This window comes from Stappia stellulata DSM 5886, from assembly GCF_000423705.1.
Taxonomy (GTDB): domain Bacteria; phylum Pseudomonadota; class Alphaproteobacteria; order Rhizobiales; family Stappiaceae; genus Stappia; species Stappia stellulata.
Window position 1 is genome coordinate 533,849 of the sequence record NZ_AUIM01000004.1, and the last position, 19,828, is coordinate 553,676.

Consider the following 19,828-nt stretch of genomic DNA (forward strand, 5'->3'; position numbering starts at 1 on the left):
CCATGTGCCGCGTTCTGTCCTGTCCGCGACAACCCGACCGAAGGGCCCGCCCCCAAATCAGGATGCCAGCTTGTCCTTGAGCTCGCCCAGAAGATCGTGGGCGGTCAGATCGAGCTTGAGCGGCGTCACGGAAATCATCTGTTCGCGCAAGACGGCCAGATCCGTGTCCTCGGGAGGTGTCTCCTCGCCGCCGCGAAAGGCGAGCCAGTAGTAAGGCACGCCACGGCCGTCGGTGCGCGCGTCAACCGCCAGCTCGCTGACCTTGCGCTTGCCCTGACGCGTCACCCGGGTCCCGCGCACATCGTCCGCCGAACAGGCCGGAAAATTGAGGTTGAGCAGGATGTCGGAGGGAAACGAAAACGACAAGAGCTTGCGGATCAGGGGCGCGGCATGGGCCCGGGTTGCCTCGTAGTCCACACGCGCTCCCTTCCCCCAGCTGTAGGCCTGGGAAAGCGCCATGGAGCGGATGCCCATCAGCGTACCTTCCATGGCGCCCGCAATCGTGCCGGAATAGGTCACGTCGTCCGCGGCATTCTGTCCACGGTTCACGCCCGACAGCACGAGGTCCGGCCGGCCGGGAAGAAGCTCGCGCACACCCATGATCACGCAATCGGTCGGAGTGCCGCGCACGGAATACCGCCGGTCGCCGAGTTCGCGCACCCTGAGCGGATCGTGCAAGGTCAGCGAATGCGCGACACCGCTTTGATCGGTCTCCGGCGCTACCACCCAGACGTCATCGGTCAGAGCGCGGGCAATCTCTTCCAGCACGGCAAGGCCGTCAGCCTGGATGCCGTCGTCATTGGTGACCAGAATGCGCATCACACCGCCTCGATTTTCTCGATCCCACCCATGTAGGACCGCAACGCCTCGGGCACCGTTATGCTGCCGTCGGCATTCTGATAGGTCTCGACCACCGCGATGAGCGCGCGCCCGACCGCGATACCGGACCCGTTGAGCGTATGGACGAAGCGAAGCCCCTTCTCGCCCTCCGGCCGGTAGCGCGCGTTCATCCGCCGGGCCTGGAAATCGCCGCAGGCCGAACAGCTGGAAATCTCGCGATAGGCATTCTGACCCGGAAGCCAGACCTCGATGTCATAGGTCTTGCGGGCGCCGAAACCCATGTCGCCGGTCGACAACGCCATGACACGGTAAGCGAGGCCGAGCTTCGCGAGGATCTCTTCCGCGCAGCCCGTCATCCGCTCAAGTTCGTCGAGGGATTTCTCGGGTGTCGTGACGGAGACAAGCTCGCATTTCCAGAACTGGTGCTGGCGCAAGATGCCGCGCACGTCCCGTCCGGCGGAACCGGCTTCGGAACGAAAGCACGGCGTCAGCGCGGTCACGCGCATCGGCAGCTCCGCCTCCGCAAGCGTTTCTCCGGCCACCATGTTGGTCAGCGGCACTTCGGCCGTCGGGATCAGCCAGCGGCCTTCCGTGGTCTTGAACAGGTCCTCGGAGAATTTCGGCAGCTGCGAAGTGCCGTAGAGCGCCTCGTCGCGCACCAGCAACGGCGGGGAAACTTCCATATAACCGTTGTGGACGGTTTGCAGATCGATCATGAACTGGCCGAGCGCACGCTCAAGCCGCGCCATCTGCCCCTGAAGCAGCACGAAGCGCGCGCCGGACATGCGCCCCGCGCGTTCAAAGCTCATCCCGGCCTCGGCCGCGCCGACCTCGAAATGTTCCTTCGGCGTGAAATCATAGGCACGCGGGGTGCCGATGCGGCGAAGCTCGACGTTGGCGCTTTCGTCCGCCCCGTCGGGCACGTCGTCCAGCGGCATGTTCGGCAGCACGCTCAGGGCATCCACCATCCTGGAGGTCAGCTCACGCTCGACCTCTTCGCCGTCGTGGATGAATTGCTTGATCTTGGCAACTTCATCGATCAGCGCCTGCGCACCGGCGTCGTCGCCGGACGCCTTTGCCTTGCCGATTTCCTTCGAGGCCGCGTTGCGCCGTTCCTGAGCGTCCTGAAGGGCGGCCACATGGGCGCGCCGCTCATCGTCGAGCGCGATCAGCTGCGCGGCCTGTGGCGGCAGCCCCCGGCGCCCCATGGCTGCATCGAAGGCCGCGGTGTTGTTGCGGATCCACTTGATATCGAACATCAATCAACCCCGGATTCGGCGCCGGCGCCAAGCGGCAACGGGAACTCGACCGGGGCAGATACGGCGACGATCAGGTGTCCGCTTGAGCAGCTTCCCGTTCGGCCCGCTTCTTTTCCACCAGTCTGACGCAGATGATGGAGACTTCGTAGAGAAGCATCGTTGGCAGCGCAAGACCGATCTGGCTGATCGGATCGGGCGGGGTCAGAATGGCAGCCAGCACGAAGCCGATCACGATCGCATACTTGCGCTTTGCCCTGAGCCCTTCGGAGGACACGAGCCCCACACGCCCCAGAAGGGTCAGCAGAACCGGCAACTGGAACACCAGGCCGAAGGCGAAGATCAGCGTCATGATCAGGCCGAGGTACTCGCTCACGCGCGCCATCAGCTGGATCTTGGCCTGGCCGCCTGTACCGTCCTGCTCCATCGACAGGAAGAAGCCCATGGCCAGCGGCATCACCAGGAAAAACACCAGGCAGGCACCGATGATGAAGAGGACAGGCGTGGCGACAAGAAACGGAAGGAACGCGCCGCGCTCATCCTTGTAGAGGCCCGGAGCGACAAACATGTAGAGCTGGGAAGCGATCACCGGAAAGGCGATGAACAATGCGCCGAAAAACGCAAGCTTGAGCTGGGTAAAAAACAGTTCCTGGGGAGCGGTGTAGATCATCTCCACCTGGCGACCCGCCGCCTGTTCGAACGGGATCACGAGAATGTTGTAGATGTCCTGGGCAAAGTAGAAGCACACGACAAATGCAATGAGGATCGCCACCACGGTGCGCAGCAAACGCTGGCGCAACTCGATGAGATGTTCGATCAGCGGCGCCTTGGAGGACTCAATATCGTCGTCGGTCATGCCTTGCCGTCATCCCCGGTCGGCCGCGTCTTGGAATCGGCGGGTGGCGCCTGAGGCTCTCCGGCATCCGCTTTCGCGCCCGGTTCGCCCGTCTCTTCGCTGCTTTCGTGCGACGAAAAGTCGATGGCGGGTTCGGTTTCAAGAGGTTCGGGCGTGGCGGACTTCGCCTTGCCGGCCGGCTTGTCCATGTTGACGGATTTCTTGATATCGCCGAGCGGATCGAAGTTCCCGGCCTTTTCGACCTGCTTCTTCATGTCGGCGATGTCAGCCTGCTGTTCGGCCTCGCGCAAGGCATCGTTGAACGTCGATTGAAACTCGTTCGCCATCCGCTTCACCTTGCCCATCGTCTGGCCGAAGGTGCGCAGCATCCGGGGCAGATCCTTTGGGCCGACGACCAGAATCATGACGACGGCGACAACAAGAAGTTCCGTCCAGCCGATATCGAACATTGGTGTCCGTTTTCCGCGTTTAAGAGATCAAGACGCGCTTGCGCGGTCTTCACGAGCGACAAGGACCGGCCGCGACGGCCGGATTCCGCTGCCCCCGTCAGCCACAAGGGGTCAACCCGCCTGCGACTTGTCCTCGGACTTCTTCATGGCGACAGGCTCTTCCGGCTTGTGGTCGATGGTCTTGCCATCGTCGGCCTTCTCGTCGTCATCGTCCTCGTTGAGCCCCTTCTTGAAGCTCTTGATCCCTTTGGCAACGTCTCCCATCAATTCGGAGATTTTTCCGCGGCCAAACAGCAGAACAACGATCACCGCGATGATCAGGATCTGCCAAATACTGATACCCATACGACAACTCCCTGGTCGATCCGGTGCACGCGCGCCGGCGCGGCACTATTGCAACAAAGCGCGATCAATCGCAACCAACCGTTTTACGGCCGCCGCTCAGTCGCATTAGACATCCGTCGCATCCCGCGCGAACGCCAGCACATCGCGATCGTCGACGCGCACACCGACATCCATGCCGACAACGAACCGCCCCCCATCGCGAATGCGTGCCTGCAAGGGAAGTTCCAGCCCGGCCACTGCGATGTCCACCAGATCAACCTCTCCGATGAACCGCCGCCGGGTGACACGACCCGGTCGCCCCTCGCCGGGTTCCCCGAGAATCACGCCTTGCGGACGGACGCAGACATCCACCGTCATTCCGCGCGAGACACCCGGTGCCGGATGACGGCCGAAAACGGTCTCGACCTCCCCCTCGCCGGCCGTCGCGTCGACCTCGTTGAGCTCGGAGAAAAAGCGCGCGACAAACAGGTCAGCCGGATGATTGTAGAGATCGTCGGCACTGCCGATCTGGACGAGCCGCCCCTTTCGCATCAGCGCAATGCGGTCCCCCATGCGCATCGCCTCCTCCGGATCATGGGTCACGAGCATGCAGGTCGCGCGCGTTTCACGCAGGACGGAAAGCGTTTCGTCGCGCACCGCGTCGCGCAGCCGGCGGTCGAGGCCCGAAAACGGCTCGTCCATGAGCAGCACGCCGGGACGCGGGGCAATCGCGCGTGCCAAAGCCACACGCTGCTGTTCGCCACCCGAAAGCGCGTGGGGATAATCCGCATGATGCTCGGCGAGCCCGACCCGCGAGAGCGCGCTCAATGCCGCATGCCGGGCATCGCCCTTTCCCAGATGCGTCAGGCCGAAGGCCACGTTTTCGGCGATGGTGAGATGGGGAAACAGCGCGTAGTCCTGAAACATCAGTCCGACGCCCCGCTTTTCAGGCGGCAGGAAGCGCTCCGGCCCTGCGACCTCGCGCTCGTTGATGAGCACGCGTCCCATGGTCTGGCGCTCCACGCCGGCGGCAATTCGCAACAGGGTCGTCTTGCCGCAACCGGAATGTCCGAGCAGGCACAGGACCTCGCCCGGTTCGACGGACAGCGACACCGAACGCACCGCCGGAAGACCGGCGAAGCTGTGGCTCACCGCCTCGAACGAGAGCCGTGCGGCAATCGTCGCCCCGGCCGTTCCGCGCACGCCCCATTTCTTTGCAGGCGGCGCAACCGGAATGTCAGCTGTCATGGTCATCAGTCGTTTCGGAGCCTTCCGCCATCAGGTCGAACAATTCGGTTTCATCGATCGGGTCCTCCTCCGCCCGCAATTCCCGGGAATCGTCGGGAACGGGCACAGAGAACCCTGCCGGAATGGCACTGTCGAGCAGCCCGGTTCCTCGCAGTTCCTCAAGCCCGGGCAGATCAGAGACGGACGCGAGCATGAAATGTTCCAGGAACGCGTCGGTCGTGCCATAGGTCACCGGCCGTCCCGGGGTCCGGCGACGCCCGCGCATGCGGATCCATTCCGTTTCCAGAAGCACGTCAATCGTCCCGCGCGATGTGGAAACACCGCGAATCTCTTCGATTTCCGCTCGCGTCACCGGCTGGTGATAGGCGATGATCGCCAGCGTTTCCAGTGCCGCCCGCGACAGGCGCCGTTCGTCCACCTGTTCCCTGCTGAGCAGATACGACAGGTCCTCCGCCGTTCTGAAGCCCCACTTGCCGGCGATCTCCACCAGATTCACGCCGCGTGTGGCATAAACCCGCTGCAGGTCCGAAATGACGGCCGGGATGTCGGTCTTGCCCGGCAGCCGCGCGGCGATTTCGTCTGCACCCAACATGTCGCGCGAAGCGAAAAGCAACGCCTCGATCATGCGCATGGCACTGAAGCGCTCGGCCGGAAACAGATCGCTCTCGGTCCCGTCCGCGTCGACGGGGGAGCCGCTGCCGTCATGGTCTTCGTCGTTCCCGCGCATTACGCCTCGTTGCCTTCAGATCCCGGGTCGTCATCGCCGCGCGCATCGCCCGGCCTCGGTTCGGCGCGCTTGCGAAGATACAATGGCGCAAAAGGGCCGGACTGGCGCAACTCGATAGCGCCCTCGCGCACAAGTTCCAGGCTTGCCGAAAAACTGCTGGCCAGCACCGTGCTCGCCTGTGCGCCGTCACCCATGTACTTCGCTAGATAGGCGTCCAGAGGCGCCCAGTCCATCTCCTTGCCCATCAGGCGCGTCAGGAGGTCGCGCGCCTCCTGCAGCGACCAGACCGTGCGCCGACGCACATGCACCGATGTCACGGAGGTCCGCTGCCGCTGCGCGGCATAGGCGGTCAACAGATCGTAAAGCGTTGCCGCGAAACGACTCTTGCGCTCGATCGAGAGGGTCTCGGGATCTCCCCGCGCGAAAACATCCCGGCCGAGCCGGTTTCGGTTCATCAGCTTTGCCGATGCTTCGCGCATGGCTTCCAGCCGGCGCAGGCGAAACGCAAGTGCGGCGGCAAGCTCCTCGCCGCTGAGCGCATCCTCGTCCTTCTGCTCCGGAATCAGCAGCCTTGACTTGAGATAGGCAAGCCACGCCGCCATGACCAGATAATCGGCGGCCAGTTCCAGCCGCAACCGACGCGCCTCGTTGACGAAATGCAGATACTGCTCGACGAGTGCAAGGATTGAGATGCGGGCAAGGTCCACCTTCTGCTTGCGCGCAAGCGTCAGGAGAAGGTCGAGCGGGCCTTCGAAGCCATCGACATCCACGACGAGCGACGGATCGGTAGTCGCACGCGCGCCCTCGGCGCCACCGCGCCGATCTGCATCCTCGAAGAAGGAGTCTTGCACGCCTGGCCCCCAACTCTTGCCGGCAAGGATCGTCACCGTTTCCGTTCGGGCAGGTTATACGATACCGGCAAGCAGCGCCGCAAACTCCGCTTCACGTGCTTCGCGATCGATTGGCGCGGCCGGCTCCCGCATGGCGAGCGCTGCATCGCTGCGACCAAGCGCCGCCCCGCAAAGATCAGGTGAGGCCTGCGCCACCGCCTGCATTTCCGCAAAATCGCCATTACAATGCAAAGCAAGGTCGCATCCCGCCTGAAACAGGCTGCGCACGCGGTCCTGCATGCATCCGCCGAGCGCCTTCATCGACACGTCGTCGCTCATCAGGCACCCTTGATAGTCCAGCTCGCCCCGAATGATCGTTTCGATGACCGTCGGCGAACAGGTCGCGCAGGCTTCGCTGTCGATTGCCGTGTAGACCACATGCGCGGTCATGGCGAGCGGCAGATCCCGCAAGGCCCGAAACGGCTCGAAATCGACCCGGCGCAGGGTTTCCAGCCCCGTATCGACGACCGGCAACGCCAAATGACTGTCAACGGTCGCCGGACCATGACCGGGAATGTGCTTCAGCACGGGCAGGACCCCGGCCGCCCCCAGGCCGTTTGTGATCGCGCGCCCGATGGCGGAGATCGTCCCAGGGTCGGTTCCATAAGCCCGGTCGCCGATCACGTCGCTTGTGTCGCCCCTCGGCACATCGACGATAGGGAGACAATCGACGGTAATGCCAAGATCGGCGAGATCCGCGCCGATCAGGCGCCCGCACAACCAGGCAGCCCGCAATCCCGCTTCCGCATCGGCCTCGTGGAGTTTGCCATAGACGGCGCCCGCCGGATAATCCGGCACCAGCGGCGGGCGGAGCCGACGCACGCGGCCACCTTCCTGATCTATCAGCACCGGAGCGTCCGGATTGCCGACGACCTCGCGGAAATCCGCAACGAGATCGCGGATCTCTGCGTGGTCCCCGATATTGCGGGCAAATAGGATCAGGCCCCAGGGCCGCTCGGCATCGAAAAACCGGCGCTCGTTCGACGACAACCGGGTGCCGGAGCACCCGGTGATAAATGCCTTGGTCATCAGGAAGTCTCGTCCGCTGCGCATTTCGCCTCGGCTCACCGACGCGAAACGCCCCCACTTGTGCGATCAGTTGCGCCGCACGAAACAGTCTCCGCCGGCGGACTTCAAGCGCTCGCACAGCGAGATCGCGTCGTCGCGCGACGAGGACGGGATGCGGACACGGTAAAAGGTGCCACGATCTCCGAGGTCCGCACGCTGAATTACCGGCGTGACCCCGCCAAGCACGCCGGAATAGCGCCGCTGGAGGTTGTCGAATGCCGCCTGGGCCTGATCCTGGGTGCGCTGCGACGACACCTGGACGACATAGGCGCCCGCGGGAATGGTCCCGCCGCTTGCCGGCGTGGATGCCGCGGGTCGCGTCGCTCCCTGCTGGCTGCCCGTCAGATCGAGCGGCGCAGCCGAAGTGCGGGAGGCGCCAGCCGTCCGGCCCGGAATTGCCGGTGGCGGAGCGGCACTCGCGGCAAGCGTCTGAATATCGCCCGGCTTGGTGCGCGGCACATTGGTCGGCACCTCGCCCGAAACGCTCGGTGTCACGCTCTGGGGCACTTCCGCAGCATCACCCGACAATGCGGTCGAAACAGGCGCGGACGCGCCGGGGGCGGTCACGGGCGTGGTGGTTACCTGCCGCGTATTGTCTCCGGTCGGATTTCCCGTCGTGACGCGCGGCGCGGAGGGCTGACCGGACGGGGACGCTGCCGGCGTCGGCGTGGTTTGCGACGCTGTCTGCTCTGCAGACGGGGGTGCGGCCGGAGCGGCCGCGTCGTCACCGGAAATGATCGTCCCGTCCGGCCGTACGACCACAGTTCGGACACGGCGTGGTCCGGCGGGAACGCGGGTTTCGGTGCCACCGTTGGCAACAGGTGCCGGCGGAAGGGATGCAACGGGCGATTCGTCCTGAACCACCAACCGTTCCTCGCGCGGGGTCTCGACGCCTCCGACGCGATCGTAGATCAATTTGCTTTGGCCGTTCTGCTCAGCCTCCCCCCCTTCGGGGTACACCTTCAACGCTTCATCCGACGCCGTGATGACCGGCGGCGGGCCGATCGCCTCGGAGCCACCGAAATCGAACAAGGCGAAAACCGCGCCACCCACAACGACAATTCCGAGCACGGCAGCGGCCGCGACGAGGCCCCGACGGGATTTTTCTTCCGGCGCAGCCTCTTGTTCCTGGGCCGAATGGGGCGGCAAGACGCCATGGCCGCCGAGCTGGGGATCGCCCTCGCGCATTGCCTGGGCAACGGCATCGAGATCGTACCCCTCCGGCGGCGGCGGCGCCTCATCCACGCCGGAATAATAATCCTCGTTGAATGTCTCTGCGTATGGCGCGCCCTGCCCGACCGGGACATCCTCGGCCCAATCGCGCACCGGCGCATCCATGAGAAGATCGTCAAACGGCTCGTCCGGCTGATAGTCGCCATGCGCCTCATCGGCGCGCGCATCATGTTCGGCAGCGCGCCCTCCGAGAAGCTCGTCTTCGAGGGAGGCGCTCAGATCGGCCGTGAGCGCGCGGGCACGCTCCTGGTCCGCGCCAAAACCCGCGTCCGCGCGCACATCCTCATGATAGGCCGGCGCATCGAATGACGGCTCCAACGGCTCATAGCCGCTCTCGTCTTGCGGTATGCCCGCAGCGGAATAGAAGGGATCCTGTCCGTCGTCGCCCGCAAGGTCCGCGGAACGATTGACCGGACCGTCCGGCCATTCGACCTGCGGCGCGCGCGGCGCGTCGGCAAAAGACGTGTCGTCGTTCCAGTCGCCGGCCTGCGGGCTATCCGGCCACGCCTCGTCATAGGGCTCTTGCGTCTCGACGTAGTCGGAGGACGGCAAAACCGCTCCCGGCTGCATGCGCTGCGCATAGGCATCGGAATAATGCGGTGTGGCGGGCGCCTGCTCTTGCGGCTGCGCAACGCGCGGCTGTTCGAGGGCCTCGTCCCACTCGGCCGTGTCCGGCTCTGGCGCATCCCATCCGGACGCATCGCCATCGGCCGGATCATCGGCTTGCGGATACGCAGGCGCGTCGAAGCGCGGCTCGGTCATGGCAACCGGGCGGAACTTCGCATTGCCCTCGCTGACAATCCGCGCCAGTTCGACTAGCGGATCCTCTTCGAACCCGTCATGGCCGTCATCCGCGCGCCGGTCGCCGCGGTGATCCGTATCGCTGACCGGATGGTTCGAACGGTTGGACATAATTGTGAGGACTTCCCCGCTGGATTGGACCGCAATCCGCGCGGCCGCAGGACCCTCCCGCCGTCACCGCATCTCCTCTGGCGCCGCGACACCCAACAAGGACAAGCCGGATGCGAGAACCAGGGAGACCGCATGAACAAGACCAAGGCGGGCCAACGTTAGTTGTCGATGTTCAGGGTTAATAAAACGTAATTGCGGCAAATCCTTGCCCTTGTTCCAGTGCGAATGCAGGGCACTGGCCAGTTCGTGCAGGTAGAAGGCAACGCGATGCGGCTCGTGTGCTTCGGCTGCGCTTTCGACAAGTCTCGGCCACGCCGCAAGGCGCGCGGCGATGTCCCGCTCTCCCGAATCGGTGAGAAGCGAAAAGTCGCTTTTCGCCAGTGCGCCGGAGGACGTGTCGACGCCCGGCATCTCCTCTCCCGCCTGCCGCAGTACAGAACGGCATCGTGCGTGCCCGTACTGGACGTAGAAGACTGGGTTGTCCTTGGACTGCTCGGTGACCTTCTTGAAATCGAAATCGAGCGGCGCGTCGTTCTTGCGAAAGAGCATCATGAAGCGCACGGGATCGCAACCGACCTCGTCGACCACATCGCGCAGCGTGACAAAATCGCCGGAGCGCTTCGACATGCGCACCGGCTCGCCGCCACGAAACAGCTTCACCAGTTGGCACAAGCGCACGATCACCTTGGAGTCGCCACCGGAAATGGCCCGGCCCACCGCCTCGAGGCGTTTCACGTACCCACCATGATCGGCGCCGAGGACGAAGATCATCTCCTTGAAGCCGCGCTCGTATTTGGACAGCATGTAAGCGACGTCGGCCGCGAAATACGTGTAGCTGCCGTCCGATTTCTTCAACGGACGGTCGATGTCGTCGCCATAATTGCTGGCACGAAACAGCGTCTGCTCACGGTCTTCCCAATCTTCCGGCACCTGTCCCTTCGGCGGCGGCAAAGTGCCCTCGTAGACAAGATCGCGCTCCCTGAGCACGTCGAGCATCTTGTCGATCTCCGAGCCGTTGCCCCCTTCGCGCGCATGCAGGGTGCGCTCGGAAAAGAACAGGTCATGATGGACGTTGAGCAGCGCAAGGTCGGCGCGGATGAGATCCATCATCGCCGCGATCGTATCTTCCTTGACCAGCGCCAGCCGGGTCTCCTCGTCCATGTCGAGAAGCGCGCGACCATGCTTGTCGACCAGCGCCTTCCCGACCGGCACGAGATAATCGCCCGGATACAGCCCCTCGGGGATCTTGCCGATGTCCTCGCCCAGCGCCTCGCGGTAGCGCAAAAAGGCCGACCGCGCGAGAACGTCGATCTGGGATCCGGCGTCGTTGATGTAGTATTCGCGGGTCACGTCGTATCCGGCGAAATCCAGCAGCGAGGCAAGCGCGTCGCCCACGACGGCGCCTCGGCAGTGGCCGACATGCATCGGCCCGGTCGGATTTGCGGAGACATACTCCACATTCACCTTCAGATTGCCGCCCAGCGAGGACCGTCCGAAATCCCGCTCATCGGCCAAGACCGCGCGCAGCACCCGCGTCCAGACCGCATCGGCCAGACGGAAGTTCAAGAAGCCCGGCCCGGCCACCTCGGCGGACACGATATCGCCCTTGCCGGAAAGCTCCGCGCTCAGGCGCTCGGCGAGCGCGCGCGGGTTGGTCTTCAGCGGCTTGGCCAGCACCATTGCCGCATTCGTCGCGAGGTCACCATGCGCGGGATCGCGCGGCGGCTCGACAACACAGCGCGCCAGCAGGGCGGGCTCGACCTCTCCGTCGGGATACAGCCGCGTGATCGCGTCACGCACCAGATCGGCATATTCGGTGAAGATATTCATGTGCGACTTCTCTCGGCGCGGCCCGGTCCGGTGCGGCTTGCGCCCAGACCTGCGTGCGGCTTGGCTGTGAAACGGGCAGGCAGGCGGCCTAGCCCAAATCCGGGGTATGGTCAAACAGGCGTCGATGCTCGTCGACGGCGAACCGGTCGGTCATGCCGGCGACGAAATCGCAAACGCGGCGGGCGAGACGGTCCGGCTCGCCCGGTCGCAGGTCCCGGTGCCACTCCTCGGGCATCAAGCCCGGCGAATCCATATAGGCGGCGAAGAGGTCGCGCACGATGGCGGCAACCTGTTTGCGAACCGCAAGCACGCTGTTGTGGCGATAGAGATTTGCAAAAAGGAATGCCTTCACCGCACGCTCCGAGACCGTCATCCCGTCGGAAAAACAGACCACCGCCCCCGATGCCGCGCGGATGTCTTCCACCGAACCCGGCGCCAGCGCAGTCAGCCGACGGACGGATTCCGCGATAACATCCTCAACCATGCGGGTGATGGACCGGCGGACGATCTCGTGAATGCGGCGCGGCTCCTCAAGGTCGGGGTAGCGGGCATCGACCTCGCCCAGAATGTCCTTGAAGAAGGGAACCTCACGGATCTGGTCCACGCTTAACAGCCCTGCCCGCAGCCCGTCGTCCAGATCATGGGCGTCATAAGCGATGTCGTCGGCGATGGCCGCCGCCTGGGCCTCCGCGCCCGGCCAGGTGTCGAGACGCAGGTCCTGGCGGGTCGCATTCGCGCGGATCGCAAACGGCAACTCGCCGCCCTTGAATTTCCCGATCGGCGCACCGTCGGCATCCACAAGCGGCCCGTTGTGCTTCACCAGACCTTCAAGGGTCTCCCAGCTCAGGTTGAGCCCGTCGAATTCTGCGTAGCGCCGCTCAAGATTGGTGACAATCCGAAGCGATTGCGCATTGTGATCGAAGCCGCCGTGGGGGGTCATGCAGGCATCCATCACATCCTCGCCTTCATGGCCGAAGGGTGTGTGTCCAAGGTCATGCGCGAGTGCGAGGCATTCCGCGAGATCCTCGTCGAGCCGCAGGGCCCGGGCCAGCGACCGTGCGATCTGCGACACCTCGATCGTATGCGTCAGCCGGGTGCGGAAATGATCGCCCTCGTGATAGACGAAAACCTGCGTCTTGTGCTTCAGCCGCCGGAACGCCGTGGAATGGATAATCCTGTCGCGGTCGCGCTGATACGGTGTGCGCGTCGGGCTTTCCGCTTCGGGAAAAAGCCGTCCGGCGCTCTTGTCCGGGTCCGTTGCATAGGCTGCGCGCGGCTGGGCGCCATATCCAAGGGGGGCAGTCATCGGCTCTCCGTGAAACGCCGGTCTCCGCGCGATGGTCTCTCGAGCGCGATTGCCGGCCTCATGCAGTTGACGCAAGCTCGCCCTGTTCATACCTATCAGGTAACGTCTTGCACAGTCGCGGCGGTATTTTCTTTTGTCGTGTCTGGACGACCGGCGCGCAAAACCGCATTCAGTCTCGCGCAGGACACCTTGTCGATCGCCTTCCGGCGCAAACAGTGAGGTCTAGCGATGACCAGCGAAACGACCGTCTCCGAAGCGACCACCGATGGAGCCGTTTCCGTCGTCTCCGCATCCGGTGACAGCGTCTCGGTCAGCCCGTCGGCGATCCGGCGGATCGCCCGTATCCTGTCCGGCGAACCGGCGGGAACGATGCTGCGCATCAGCGTCGAAGGCGGTGGATGCTCGGGATTTCAGTACAAATACGATCTCGTCACCGAACGGGAAGAGGATGACGTCGTGATCGAAGAGGCTGGCGCGACGGTTCTCGTCGACCCTGTCTCGCTCCAGTACATGAGTGGCTCGGTGGTCGATTATGTCGACGACATCATGGGCCAGTCGTTCCAGATCAACAATCCGCTGGCCTCGGCCGGTTGCGGATGCGGAACGAGCTTTTCCATCTGACGCCTTTCGCCTCCCCCGAACGCGGCGCGAAGCCCCTGATCAGGAACATCCGTTGAAGATCGCGACCTGGAACATCAACGGCGTGAAGGCGCGCCACGACACCGCCCTCGCCTGGCTTGAAGAAGCCAAGCCCGATATCGCCTGTCTGCAGGAGATCAAGTCGGTCGACGAGGGCTTTCCCGCCGCCGCCTTCGAGGCGCTTGGCTATGCGGTCGAGACCCACGGACAAAAAGGCTTCAACGGCGTCGCCCTTCTCAGCCGCCTTCCGCTGGAAGATATTTCGCGCGGCCTGCCCGGCGACGATGAAGACACCCAGGCGCGCTACATCGAGGCACGGGTGAACACCGCATCGGGACCAGTGCGGGTCGGATGCCTCTATCTGCCCAACGGCAATCCGCTTGGAACAGAGAAATTCGACTACAAGCTCAAGTGGATGGAGCGTCTCCATCGCCATGCGCAGGATTGCCTCGCGCGCGAAGAGGCCTTTGTTCTCCTTGGCGACTATAACGTGATCCCCGAGCGCCGCGACGCGAAGACCCCCGATGCCTGGACCGGCGACGCGCTGTTTCAGCCGGAGAGCAGGCGCGCTTTCCGCGCGCTAGAAAACCTCGGCCTTCGCGACGCGCTTCGCCTCACCAACCAGGACGACGATGTCTACAGTTTCTGGGACTATCAGGCCGGCGCCTGGCAAAAGAACAACGGCATCCGCATCGATCACCTGCTGTTGTCGGCAGAAGCGGTCGACCGCCTGGAACGCACCGGCGTGGATGCCCATGTGCGCGGATGGGAAAAACCGTCCGACCATGTGCCTGTCTGGGCCGAGCTGGCCGACTGACCTTCTTGGCGCCCCCCGCGCCGCAATCTGTCAGGCGCAGGTCCGCATCCGATTTGACGTAGAGGAAAAAGGCGGACGCCACCAGACTATGCTATGATGTGCCATGCGTGGCTCATGGCATACACATCGCCACATGCGTGGTGGCGTTCTACTGACGGCGGCAATGGCCGCCCTGCTCCTTTTCGCCGCCGGCGCCGCCTCGCAGCAAGACGCCCGCGCGTCCTGCACGTGCCGCTACTTCGGTCAGGACTATCAGTTGGGCGAGACGGTCTGTCTGCGCGGACCGAACGGAATGCAGCTTGCCCGCTGTTCGATGCTGCTCAACAACACGACATGGAAGCCGCTCGAGGATGGATGCCCGACCACTCGTTTGTTGGTCCCACCCTCCGAAATGCCGCAAAAGACCGCGAACGGCCACCCCGGGACGAGTTGATCCCGGGACTGGCATCGTGTTTGCCGAAAGCTGGCCTCTCGTTTGCGGAAAGAATGCGCGGAAAGAACGTTCAATAGCGGTCAGGATATCGGCACAGTTGCTACTGCCCGCTGTCGGCGATCAACGAGGGGTTCGCCTGCATCCAGGTGTCTGCAAGACGGGTGGAACGACGGCGAACGCTCTCGTCTGCCAGAGAGAAACTGCGCTCCTGCAACTCCATTATCCAGGCATCTTCAGCGCCACTGGCCCGACGCTGTGCGACGGTCAACCACATCAGGCCGGTCACCTTGTTGTCAAATCCGTGGAAATCGCCGGTGTAAAGCAGCTCGCCAAGGCGCGCCTGGGCCTTGAGATGCCCCTTCTTCGCCGCCAGCTTCAGCCAGCGTGCCGCCATGCGCACATCCCTGTCGCTGTCGTCCAGATACAACATTCCCAGATGATACTGCGCATCGGCATCGCCGAAATAGGAGGCGGCATAGCTGAAGATCTCGCGGGCACGCGCCACATTCGGCTGGATCGCGCTGTCGTTGATGCCGGTGAGATAATAGGATCCCAGTTCAACGAATGCGCTGGCAATGAAAGGCGCGCGGGGCGATGACGGGCTGTCATCGGCGTAATTGGACGCGATCTCGCGGAAATACTCGAACGCCTTGATGTCGTCTTCCTTGACGCCGTCGCCGCGGGAGTACATCCGGCCGAGTTTCCACGCAGCCAGAGGATGCCCGTTCTCAGCGGCAAACCGGAGCGAATCGAGCGCGCGTTCCTTCTCGCCGGCATAGTAGAAACGGGTACCGGCACGCAGCGCCTCACCGGGAGAAAGATCATGTCCGGCCCCGGACATCCGGGCCGCTGCCTCGGCGGCAGAATCCTGAGCGGCCGCAGGTCCCGCAAGAGCTGCGCACATCATGACAACGCTGAAACAACCAGAAACAGTGATCCGCATATTTTGTCCGCCTGACGACGCACGAAAGGGCTCGTCCCTGCCGCACGCCTGCGCCTTCTTTCCCTGTGCACGCGGCCTCAAAATGATGAAGACCGCGCCTCTTTCGACCGCATCAACCGAAGTTTCCCTGTCTCCGGTTTTCACGCGCTATCCCGAAAACAAACCGAGATGACGGGGTCTGTGATACCGCGCCTTGTAGGCAAGACTGCGGCTGCGACCTGACTTCACCAAGACAAGATCGCCGCATTCCCGTCACAAGCCCTGTCGACCACCTTCTGTCCGCAAAAATGGCCGAAACACGGCATCAAGGCCCTCCTGCGCCCCAGCCGCACAGACGGTTGCACGGGTGTTGCGTGGAGGTCACATTCGGGAGGCTCACCCAACGGCAACGATCAGGACGGCATTGGCAAACAGCATCACGGCAGCAATCAGATCGATTTTCCCGGCCTTCGCCCTTGACGAATGGAGCATCCTGGCGTCCTCCTCTGTCTTCGTTCTGGCGCCCTGCGGCACCACCTCCCCCGATGGAGAGACGGTAACGCGGACCGGTTGAAAAACGGTTTGCAGAATCGCCACGACGCAAGATCCTTTGCCAAAACCCGCTCCATTGGCAGAATCATGGGCGATTCGGGCCGTCGGCCCTCCCCTGACCTGGACAACACATGACCGCTGACGACGATCTCTTTTCCGGAAACGGCCAACCCACCCGGCCGTCAGCCGAGCCAGTGCCCCCGGTTGCATCCTCTGCGGCGAAAGCGCCGGCGCGGGACAACCGTGCGACCGAGCCACGCAAGCCGGCACGCTCGCGTTTTTCGGAAAGCGCGGAGTATACGGCCGAAGACATCGAGGTTCTGGAAGGACTGGAACCGGTGCGTCGCCGTCCGGGCATGTATATCGGCGGAACGGACGAACGGGCGCTGCATCACCTGTTCGCCGAAGTCATCGACAACTCCATGGACGAGGCTGTCGCAGGGCACGCGAGTTGGATCGAAGTGTCGCTTTCGGCCGACGGCTATCTGAGTGTCGCCGACAATGGCCGCGGCATCCCGGTCGACCCGCACCCCAAGCACCGCGACAAGTCGGCCCTCGAGGTCATCATGACCACGCTGCATGCGGGCGGCAAGTTCGACAGCAAGGTCTATGAAACCTCCGGCGGCCTGCATGGCGTCGGCGTCTCCGTGGTCAACGCGCTGTCGGACGACCTGATTGTTGAGGTCGCGCGCGCGCGCAAACTCTATCGCCAGCGCTTCCAGCGCGGCGTGCCGGTCGGACCGCTGGAATGCGTCGGCGACGTCCAGAACCGTCGCGGAACGCTCGTGCGGTTTCGCCCGGATCCGGAAATCTTCGGCAAGAACGCTGCTTTCCAGCCTGCCCGGCTGTTCAAGATGGCACGGTCGAAAGCCTATCTGTTTTCCGGCGTCGAGATCCGCTGGCGCTGCGCCCCGGAGCTCGTCTCCGGAAAGGATGAGGTCGAAGCCGAGGCGACCTTCCATTTCCCCGGGGGCTTGCGCGACTATCTGCAGGATGCTCTCGGCAAGGAACGCCGGGTGATCGAGGACACATTCGCCGGCCGCACGAAGGACACCGGCCGACACGGATCGGTCGAATGGGCCGTCACCTGGTTCGCGGGCGACGGCTTCGTGCATTCCTATTGCAACACGGTTCCAACTCCGGAAGGCGGCACCCATGAGACGGGGCTGCGCTACGCCTTGCTGCGCGGCCTCAAGGCCTATGGAGAGCTCGTCGGCAACAAGAAGGCGTCGATCATCACCGGCGACGACATCGTTACCTCCGCAGGCGCAATGTTGTCGGTGTTCATTCGCGAGCCGGAATTTGTCGGACAGACCAAGGACAAGCTCGCCACGTCCGAAGCGACGAGGGTGGTGGAAAGCGCGGTTCGCGATGCTTTCGACCACTGGCTGACCGCAGCCCCCAACCAGGCCAACAAGCTTCTGGACTGGGTGGTCGAGCGCGCGGACGAGCGTCTTCGGCGACGGCAGGAAAAGGACGTCGCCCGCAAGACCGCCGTGCGCAAGCTGCGCCTGCCCGGCAAGCTGGCCGACTGCGCCTCCAATCAGGCGCAGGGGTCGGAACTCTTCATCGTGGAGGGCGATTCGGCCGGCGGCTCCGCCAAACAGGCAAGAAACCGCAAGACGCAGGCGGTTTTGCCATTGCGCGGAAAAATCCTGAACGTGGCAAGCGCGGGCCGGGACAAGCTTGCGGCGAACCAGCAGCTGGCAGATCTGGTGCAGGCGCTCGGCTGCGGCACCGGCAGCTCCTACCGCGACACGGATCTGCGCTACGAGAAAATCGTGATCATGACCGACGCGGACGTCGACGGCGCCCATATCGCCTCGCTGCTGATCACATTCTTCTACCGCGAAACCCCCGAGCTGATCCGCAACGGCCATCTCTATCTGGCTGCCCCGCCGCTGTACCGGATCAGCCAGGGCGGCAAGACGCTCTACGCCCGCGACGATGCCCACAAGGATGCGCTGCTCGAAAGCGAGTTCCGCAAGAATGCCAAGGTCGACATTGGCCGCTTCAAGGGCCTGGGCGAAATGCTTCCCGCCCAGCTCAAGGAAACAACCATGGATCCGGACAAACGCACGCTGCTTCAGGTCCGGATTCTCGAGGAGGACGGGGCGTCCACCCGATCCTCGATCGAACGACTGATGGGAAACAAGCCGGAATCGCGCTTTCTCTTCATCCAGGAGAACGCGCAATTCGCCGAGGAGCTCGATATTTGACCCCATCCGCGCGGCGCCGGAGAACCGGATCGCTCGGAATTGCGATGCAAGGGAGGGCAGGAACCGGTGCTCAGGGCCATCCAAAATGCAGTCGAACGCCGGCGCCGGCCGATGCACGATCACCATTATCTGGCGCTTTCGGGGACCGGCCTGGCCTATGGGCGCTGCCCCCATTCCGCCACCGACAGCATTCGTCAGGCGCTCCGTGAGCTCAGTGCCCGACATGGGCCCGGTCCAGGCGTCGCACCGCCGTTGACGACCCGCTATGCCACCGGCACCTTGTCAAACTGGACCGACGGCATGGCGCTGCTGTCGGCGCGCCAACTGGAAAGGCGTCATCCCGACGCGCTGGTTTTCGCGGCAATCCGCGATCCGGTCATGCGGCTGGCCGCCTGTTACGCCCGCGACTATGGCGCAGGGCGTGCCGTCCCCCCGTCCGCGCGGTTTCTCGGCTTTCGCGAAGGCATGAGTTTCGACGCCTTCACCGCCTGCGTGTGCGGCATTCCCGACCGCAAGAGCCCCAATGCTTTCCGCAGCCAGGCGGACATTCTGTTCCACAAGGGCAAGCTGTTGCCGCGTCTTCTGATCCGCTTCGAACACAGGGAGGCCGACTGGAGCGCCCTTCGCGCCCTCGCACAGACCGCCCGCGGGATCGATATCGGCCCCTTGCCCCCCCACGAGGACAGCGCCGAACAGCGCATCGCGCGGATTGCCGCAACCCTCGATCCGTCCCTCCGGAAAAAGGCGGAGCAGCGCTACCGCGACGACTACAGCCTGTTTGCGCGGGAAAAGCCGGCAGGCTGAACGCCGTCCTTCGCCCCTCGCCTGCACCACGAGGCGCATACGCACCATGATGACGATCGTCTCGCTCTTTCTCGGCGCCTTTCTGGCGGCGACCCTGATCCCTTTTTCCTCCGAGATCATGCTCCTGTCGGCCCTTGCCGCCGGAGACGTACCGGCCTCTTTTCTGGTCGCAGCTGCCGCGAGCGGCAACATTCTGGGATCGGCAGTCAACTGGGCGATCGGACGCTATCTCGTCGCCTGGCGGAATCACCGGTGGTTTCCCTTCACACCGGCACAAATCGAAAGGGCGTCATCACGGTTTGCCCGATACGGCACGTGGTCGCTGCTCTTCGCCTTCCTCCCCGTCGTCGGCGACCCGCTGACATTCGCGGCCGGATTTCTGAAGGTGCCGTTCTGGCGCTTCCTGATTCTCGTCTCTCTCGGCAAGACCGCCCGCTATGTCGCCCTCGCCGCCGCGATGTGAGCCCCCCCCACGGCTCGCCCCTCAAGTGCAGACGCACCCT

At 63.9% G+C, this 19,828-nt stretch carries 20 protein-coding genes; 6 read left to right on the forward strand and 14 right to left on the reverse strand.

From position 1 onward, the window contains the following. Window positions 1-57: 57 nt before the first annotated feature. From surE to G572_RS0102705, 12 genes are all read right to left on the reverse strand, one after another. Window positions 58-819, reverse strand: a complete 762-nt coding sequence (gene surE, locus G572_RS0102650; RefSeq protein ID WP_029057172.1) for a 5'/3'-nucleotidase SurE — start codon at window positions 817-819, stop codon at window positions 58-60. Further along, the gene (serS, locus tag G572_RS0102655; RefSeq protein WP_029057173.1) at window positions 819-2,099 is read right to left on the reverse strand and encodes a serine--tRNA ligase; all 1,281 of its coding nucleotides are present in this window, start codon (window positions 2,097-2,099) and stop codon (window positions 819-821) included. The genes surE and serS overlap by 1 nt, the downstream gene beginning before the upstream one ends. A 70-nt stretch (window positions 2,100-2,169) precedes the next feature. Continuing rightward, window positions 2,170-2,952: a twin-arginine translocase subunit TatC gene (tatC, locus tag G572_RS0102660; protein ID WP_029057174.1), complete on the reverse strand. Its 783-nt coding sequence runs from the start codon at window positions 2,950-2,952 to the stop codon at window positions 2,170-2,172. Beyond that, window positions 2,949-3,401, reverse strand: coding sequence for a Sec-independent protein translocase protein TatB (gene tatB, locus G572_RS0102665; protein ID WP_029057175.1), 453 nt, complete (start codon window positions 3,399-3,401; stop codon window positions 2,949-2,951). Before tatB ends, tatC begins: the two co-directional genes overlap by 4 nt. Before the next feature lie 111 nt (window positions 3,402-3,512). Continuing rightward, a complete protein-coding gene (locus tag G572_RS0102670) occupies window positions 3,513-3,746 on the reverse strand; it encodes a twin-arginine translocase TatA/TatE family subunit (protein ID WP_029057176.1) in 234 nt (77 codons plus the stop codon). A 105-nt stretch (window positions 3,747-3,851) separates the two neighbouring features. Further along, on the reverse strand, window positions 3,852-4,979 hold the full coding sequence (locus G572_RS0102675; protein WP_084649833.1) for an ABC transporter ATP-binding protein: 1,128 nt from the start codon (window positions 4,977-4,979) through the stop codon (window positions 3,852-3,854). Then, window positions 4,963-5,700 carry an SMC-Scp complex subunit ScpB gene (gene scpB / locus G572_RS22140; RefSeq protein WP_051241490.1) on the reverse strand — a complete coding sequence of 246 codons (738 nt, stop codon included), beginning with the start codon at window positions 5,698-5,700 and terminating at the stop codon, window positions 4,963-4,965. The genes G572_RS0102675 and scpB overlap by 17 nt, the downstream gene beginning before the upstream one ends. Continuing rightward, a complete protein-coding gene (locus G572_RS22145; RefSeq protein ID WP_051241491.1) occupies window positions 5,700-6,551 on the reverse strand; it encodes a segregation and condensation protein A in 852 nt (283 codons plus the stop codon). Before G572_RS22145 ends, scpB begins: the two co-directional genes overlap by 1 nt. A gap of 54 nt (window positions 6,552-6,605) precedes the next feature. Further along, window positions 6,606-7,622, reverse strand: coding sequence for a beta-N-acetylhexosaminidase (gene nagZ, locus G572_RS0102690; protein WP_029057178.1), 1,017 nt, complete (start codon window positions 7,620-7,622; stop codon window positions 6,606-6,608). A gap of 63 nt (window positions 7,623-7,685) precedes the next feature. Then, window positions 7,686-9,803 carry an SPOR domain-containing protein gene (locus G572_RS0102695; RefSeq protein WP_029057179.1) on the reverse strand — a complete coding sequence of 706 codons (2,118 nt, stop codon included), beginning with the start codon at window positions 9,801-9,803 and terminating at the stop codon, window positions 7,686-7,688. A gap of 63 nt (window positions 9,804-9,866) precedes the next feature. Then, window positions 9,867-11,633, reverse strand: coding sequence for an arginine--tRNA ligase (argS, locus tag G572_RS0102700; RefSeq protein WP_029057180.1), 1,767 nt, complete (start codon window positions 11,631-11,633; stop codon window positions 9,867-9,869). 88 nt (window positions 11,634-11,721) lie between these two features. Next, window positions 11,722-12,939: a deoxyguanosinetriphosphate triphosphohydrolase gene (locus G572_RS0102705; protein WP_029057181.1), complete on the reverse strand. Its 1,218-nt coding sequence runs from the start codon at window positions 12,937-12,939 to the stop codon at window positions 11,722-11,724. 228 nt (window positions 12,940-13,167) lie between these two features. Here G572_RS0102705 and G572_RS0102710 point away from each other — a divergent pair, with 228 nt between their 5' ends. From G572_RS0102710 to G572_RS22150, 3 genes are all read left to right on the forward strand, one after another. Continuing rightward, window positions 13,168-13,560, forward strand: a complete 393-nt coding sequence (locus tag G572_RS0102710; RefSeq protein WP_084649834.1) for a HesB/IscA family protein — start codon at window positions 13,168-13,170, stop codon at window positions 13,558-13,560. Window positions 13,561-13,612: 52 nt separating this feature from the next. Then, the gene (gene xth / locus G572_RS0102715) at window positions 13,613-14,395 is read left to right on the forward strand and encodes an exodeoxyribonuclease III (RefSeq protein ID WP_029057183.1); all 783 of its coding nucleotides are present in this window, start codon (window positions 13,613-13,615) and stop codon (window positions 14,393-14,395) included. Window positions 14,396-14,558: 163 nt separating this feature from the next. After that, entirely contained in the window at window positions 14,559-14,828 is a 270-nt protein-coding gene (locus G572_RS22150; RefSeq protein ID WP_245566139.1) for a hypothetical protein, read from the forward strand. A 100-nt stretch (window positions 14,829-14,928) separates the two neighbouring features. Here the strand turns inward: G572_RS22150 and G572_RS0102725 are convergent, their stop codons facing one another. Beyond that, on the reverse strand, window positions 14,929-15,915 hold the full coding sequence (locus tag G572_RS0102725; protein WP_245566140.1) for a tetratricopeptide repeat protein: 987 nt from the start codon (window positions 15,913-15,915) through the stop codon (window positions 14,929-14,931). 231 nt (window positions 15,916-16,146) lie between these two features. Continuing rightward, entirely contained in the window at window positions 16,147-16,347 is a 201-nt protein-coding gene (locus G572_RS22155; protein ID WP_037545157.1) for a hypothetical protein, read from the reverse strand. Window positions 16,348-16,433: 86 nt separating this feature from the next. Here G572_RS22155 and parE point away from each other — a divergent pair, with 86 nt between their 5' ends. The 3 genes from parE (at window position 16,434) to G572_RS0102745 (ending at window position 19,788) form a co-directional block, all read left to right on the forward strand. Further along, window positions 16,434-18,521: a DNA topoisomerase IV subunit B gene (gene parE, locus G572_RS0102735; protein ID WP_029057185.1), complete on the forward strand. Its 2,088-nt coding sequence runs from the start codon at window positions 16,434-16,436 to the stop codon at window positions 18,519-18,521. 111 nt (window positions 18,522-18,632) lie between these two features. Next, window positions 18,633-19,325, forward strand: coding sequence for a sulfotransferase family 2 domain-containing protein (locus tag G572_RS0102740; protein ID WP_029057186.1), 693 nt, complete (start codon window positions 18,633-18,635; stop codon window positions 19,323-19,325). Window positions 19,326-19,371: 46 nt separating this feature from the next. Further along, window positions 19,372-19,788: a YqaA family protein gene (locus G572_RS0102745; RefSeq protein WP_029057187.1), complete on the forward strand. Its 417-nt coding sequence runs from the start codon at window positions 19,372-19,374 to the stop codon at window positions 19,786-19,788. The last annotated feature ends 40 nt before the right edge of the window (window positions 19,789-19,828 follow it).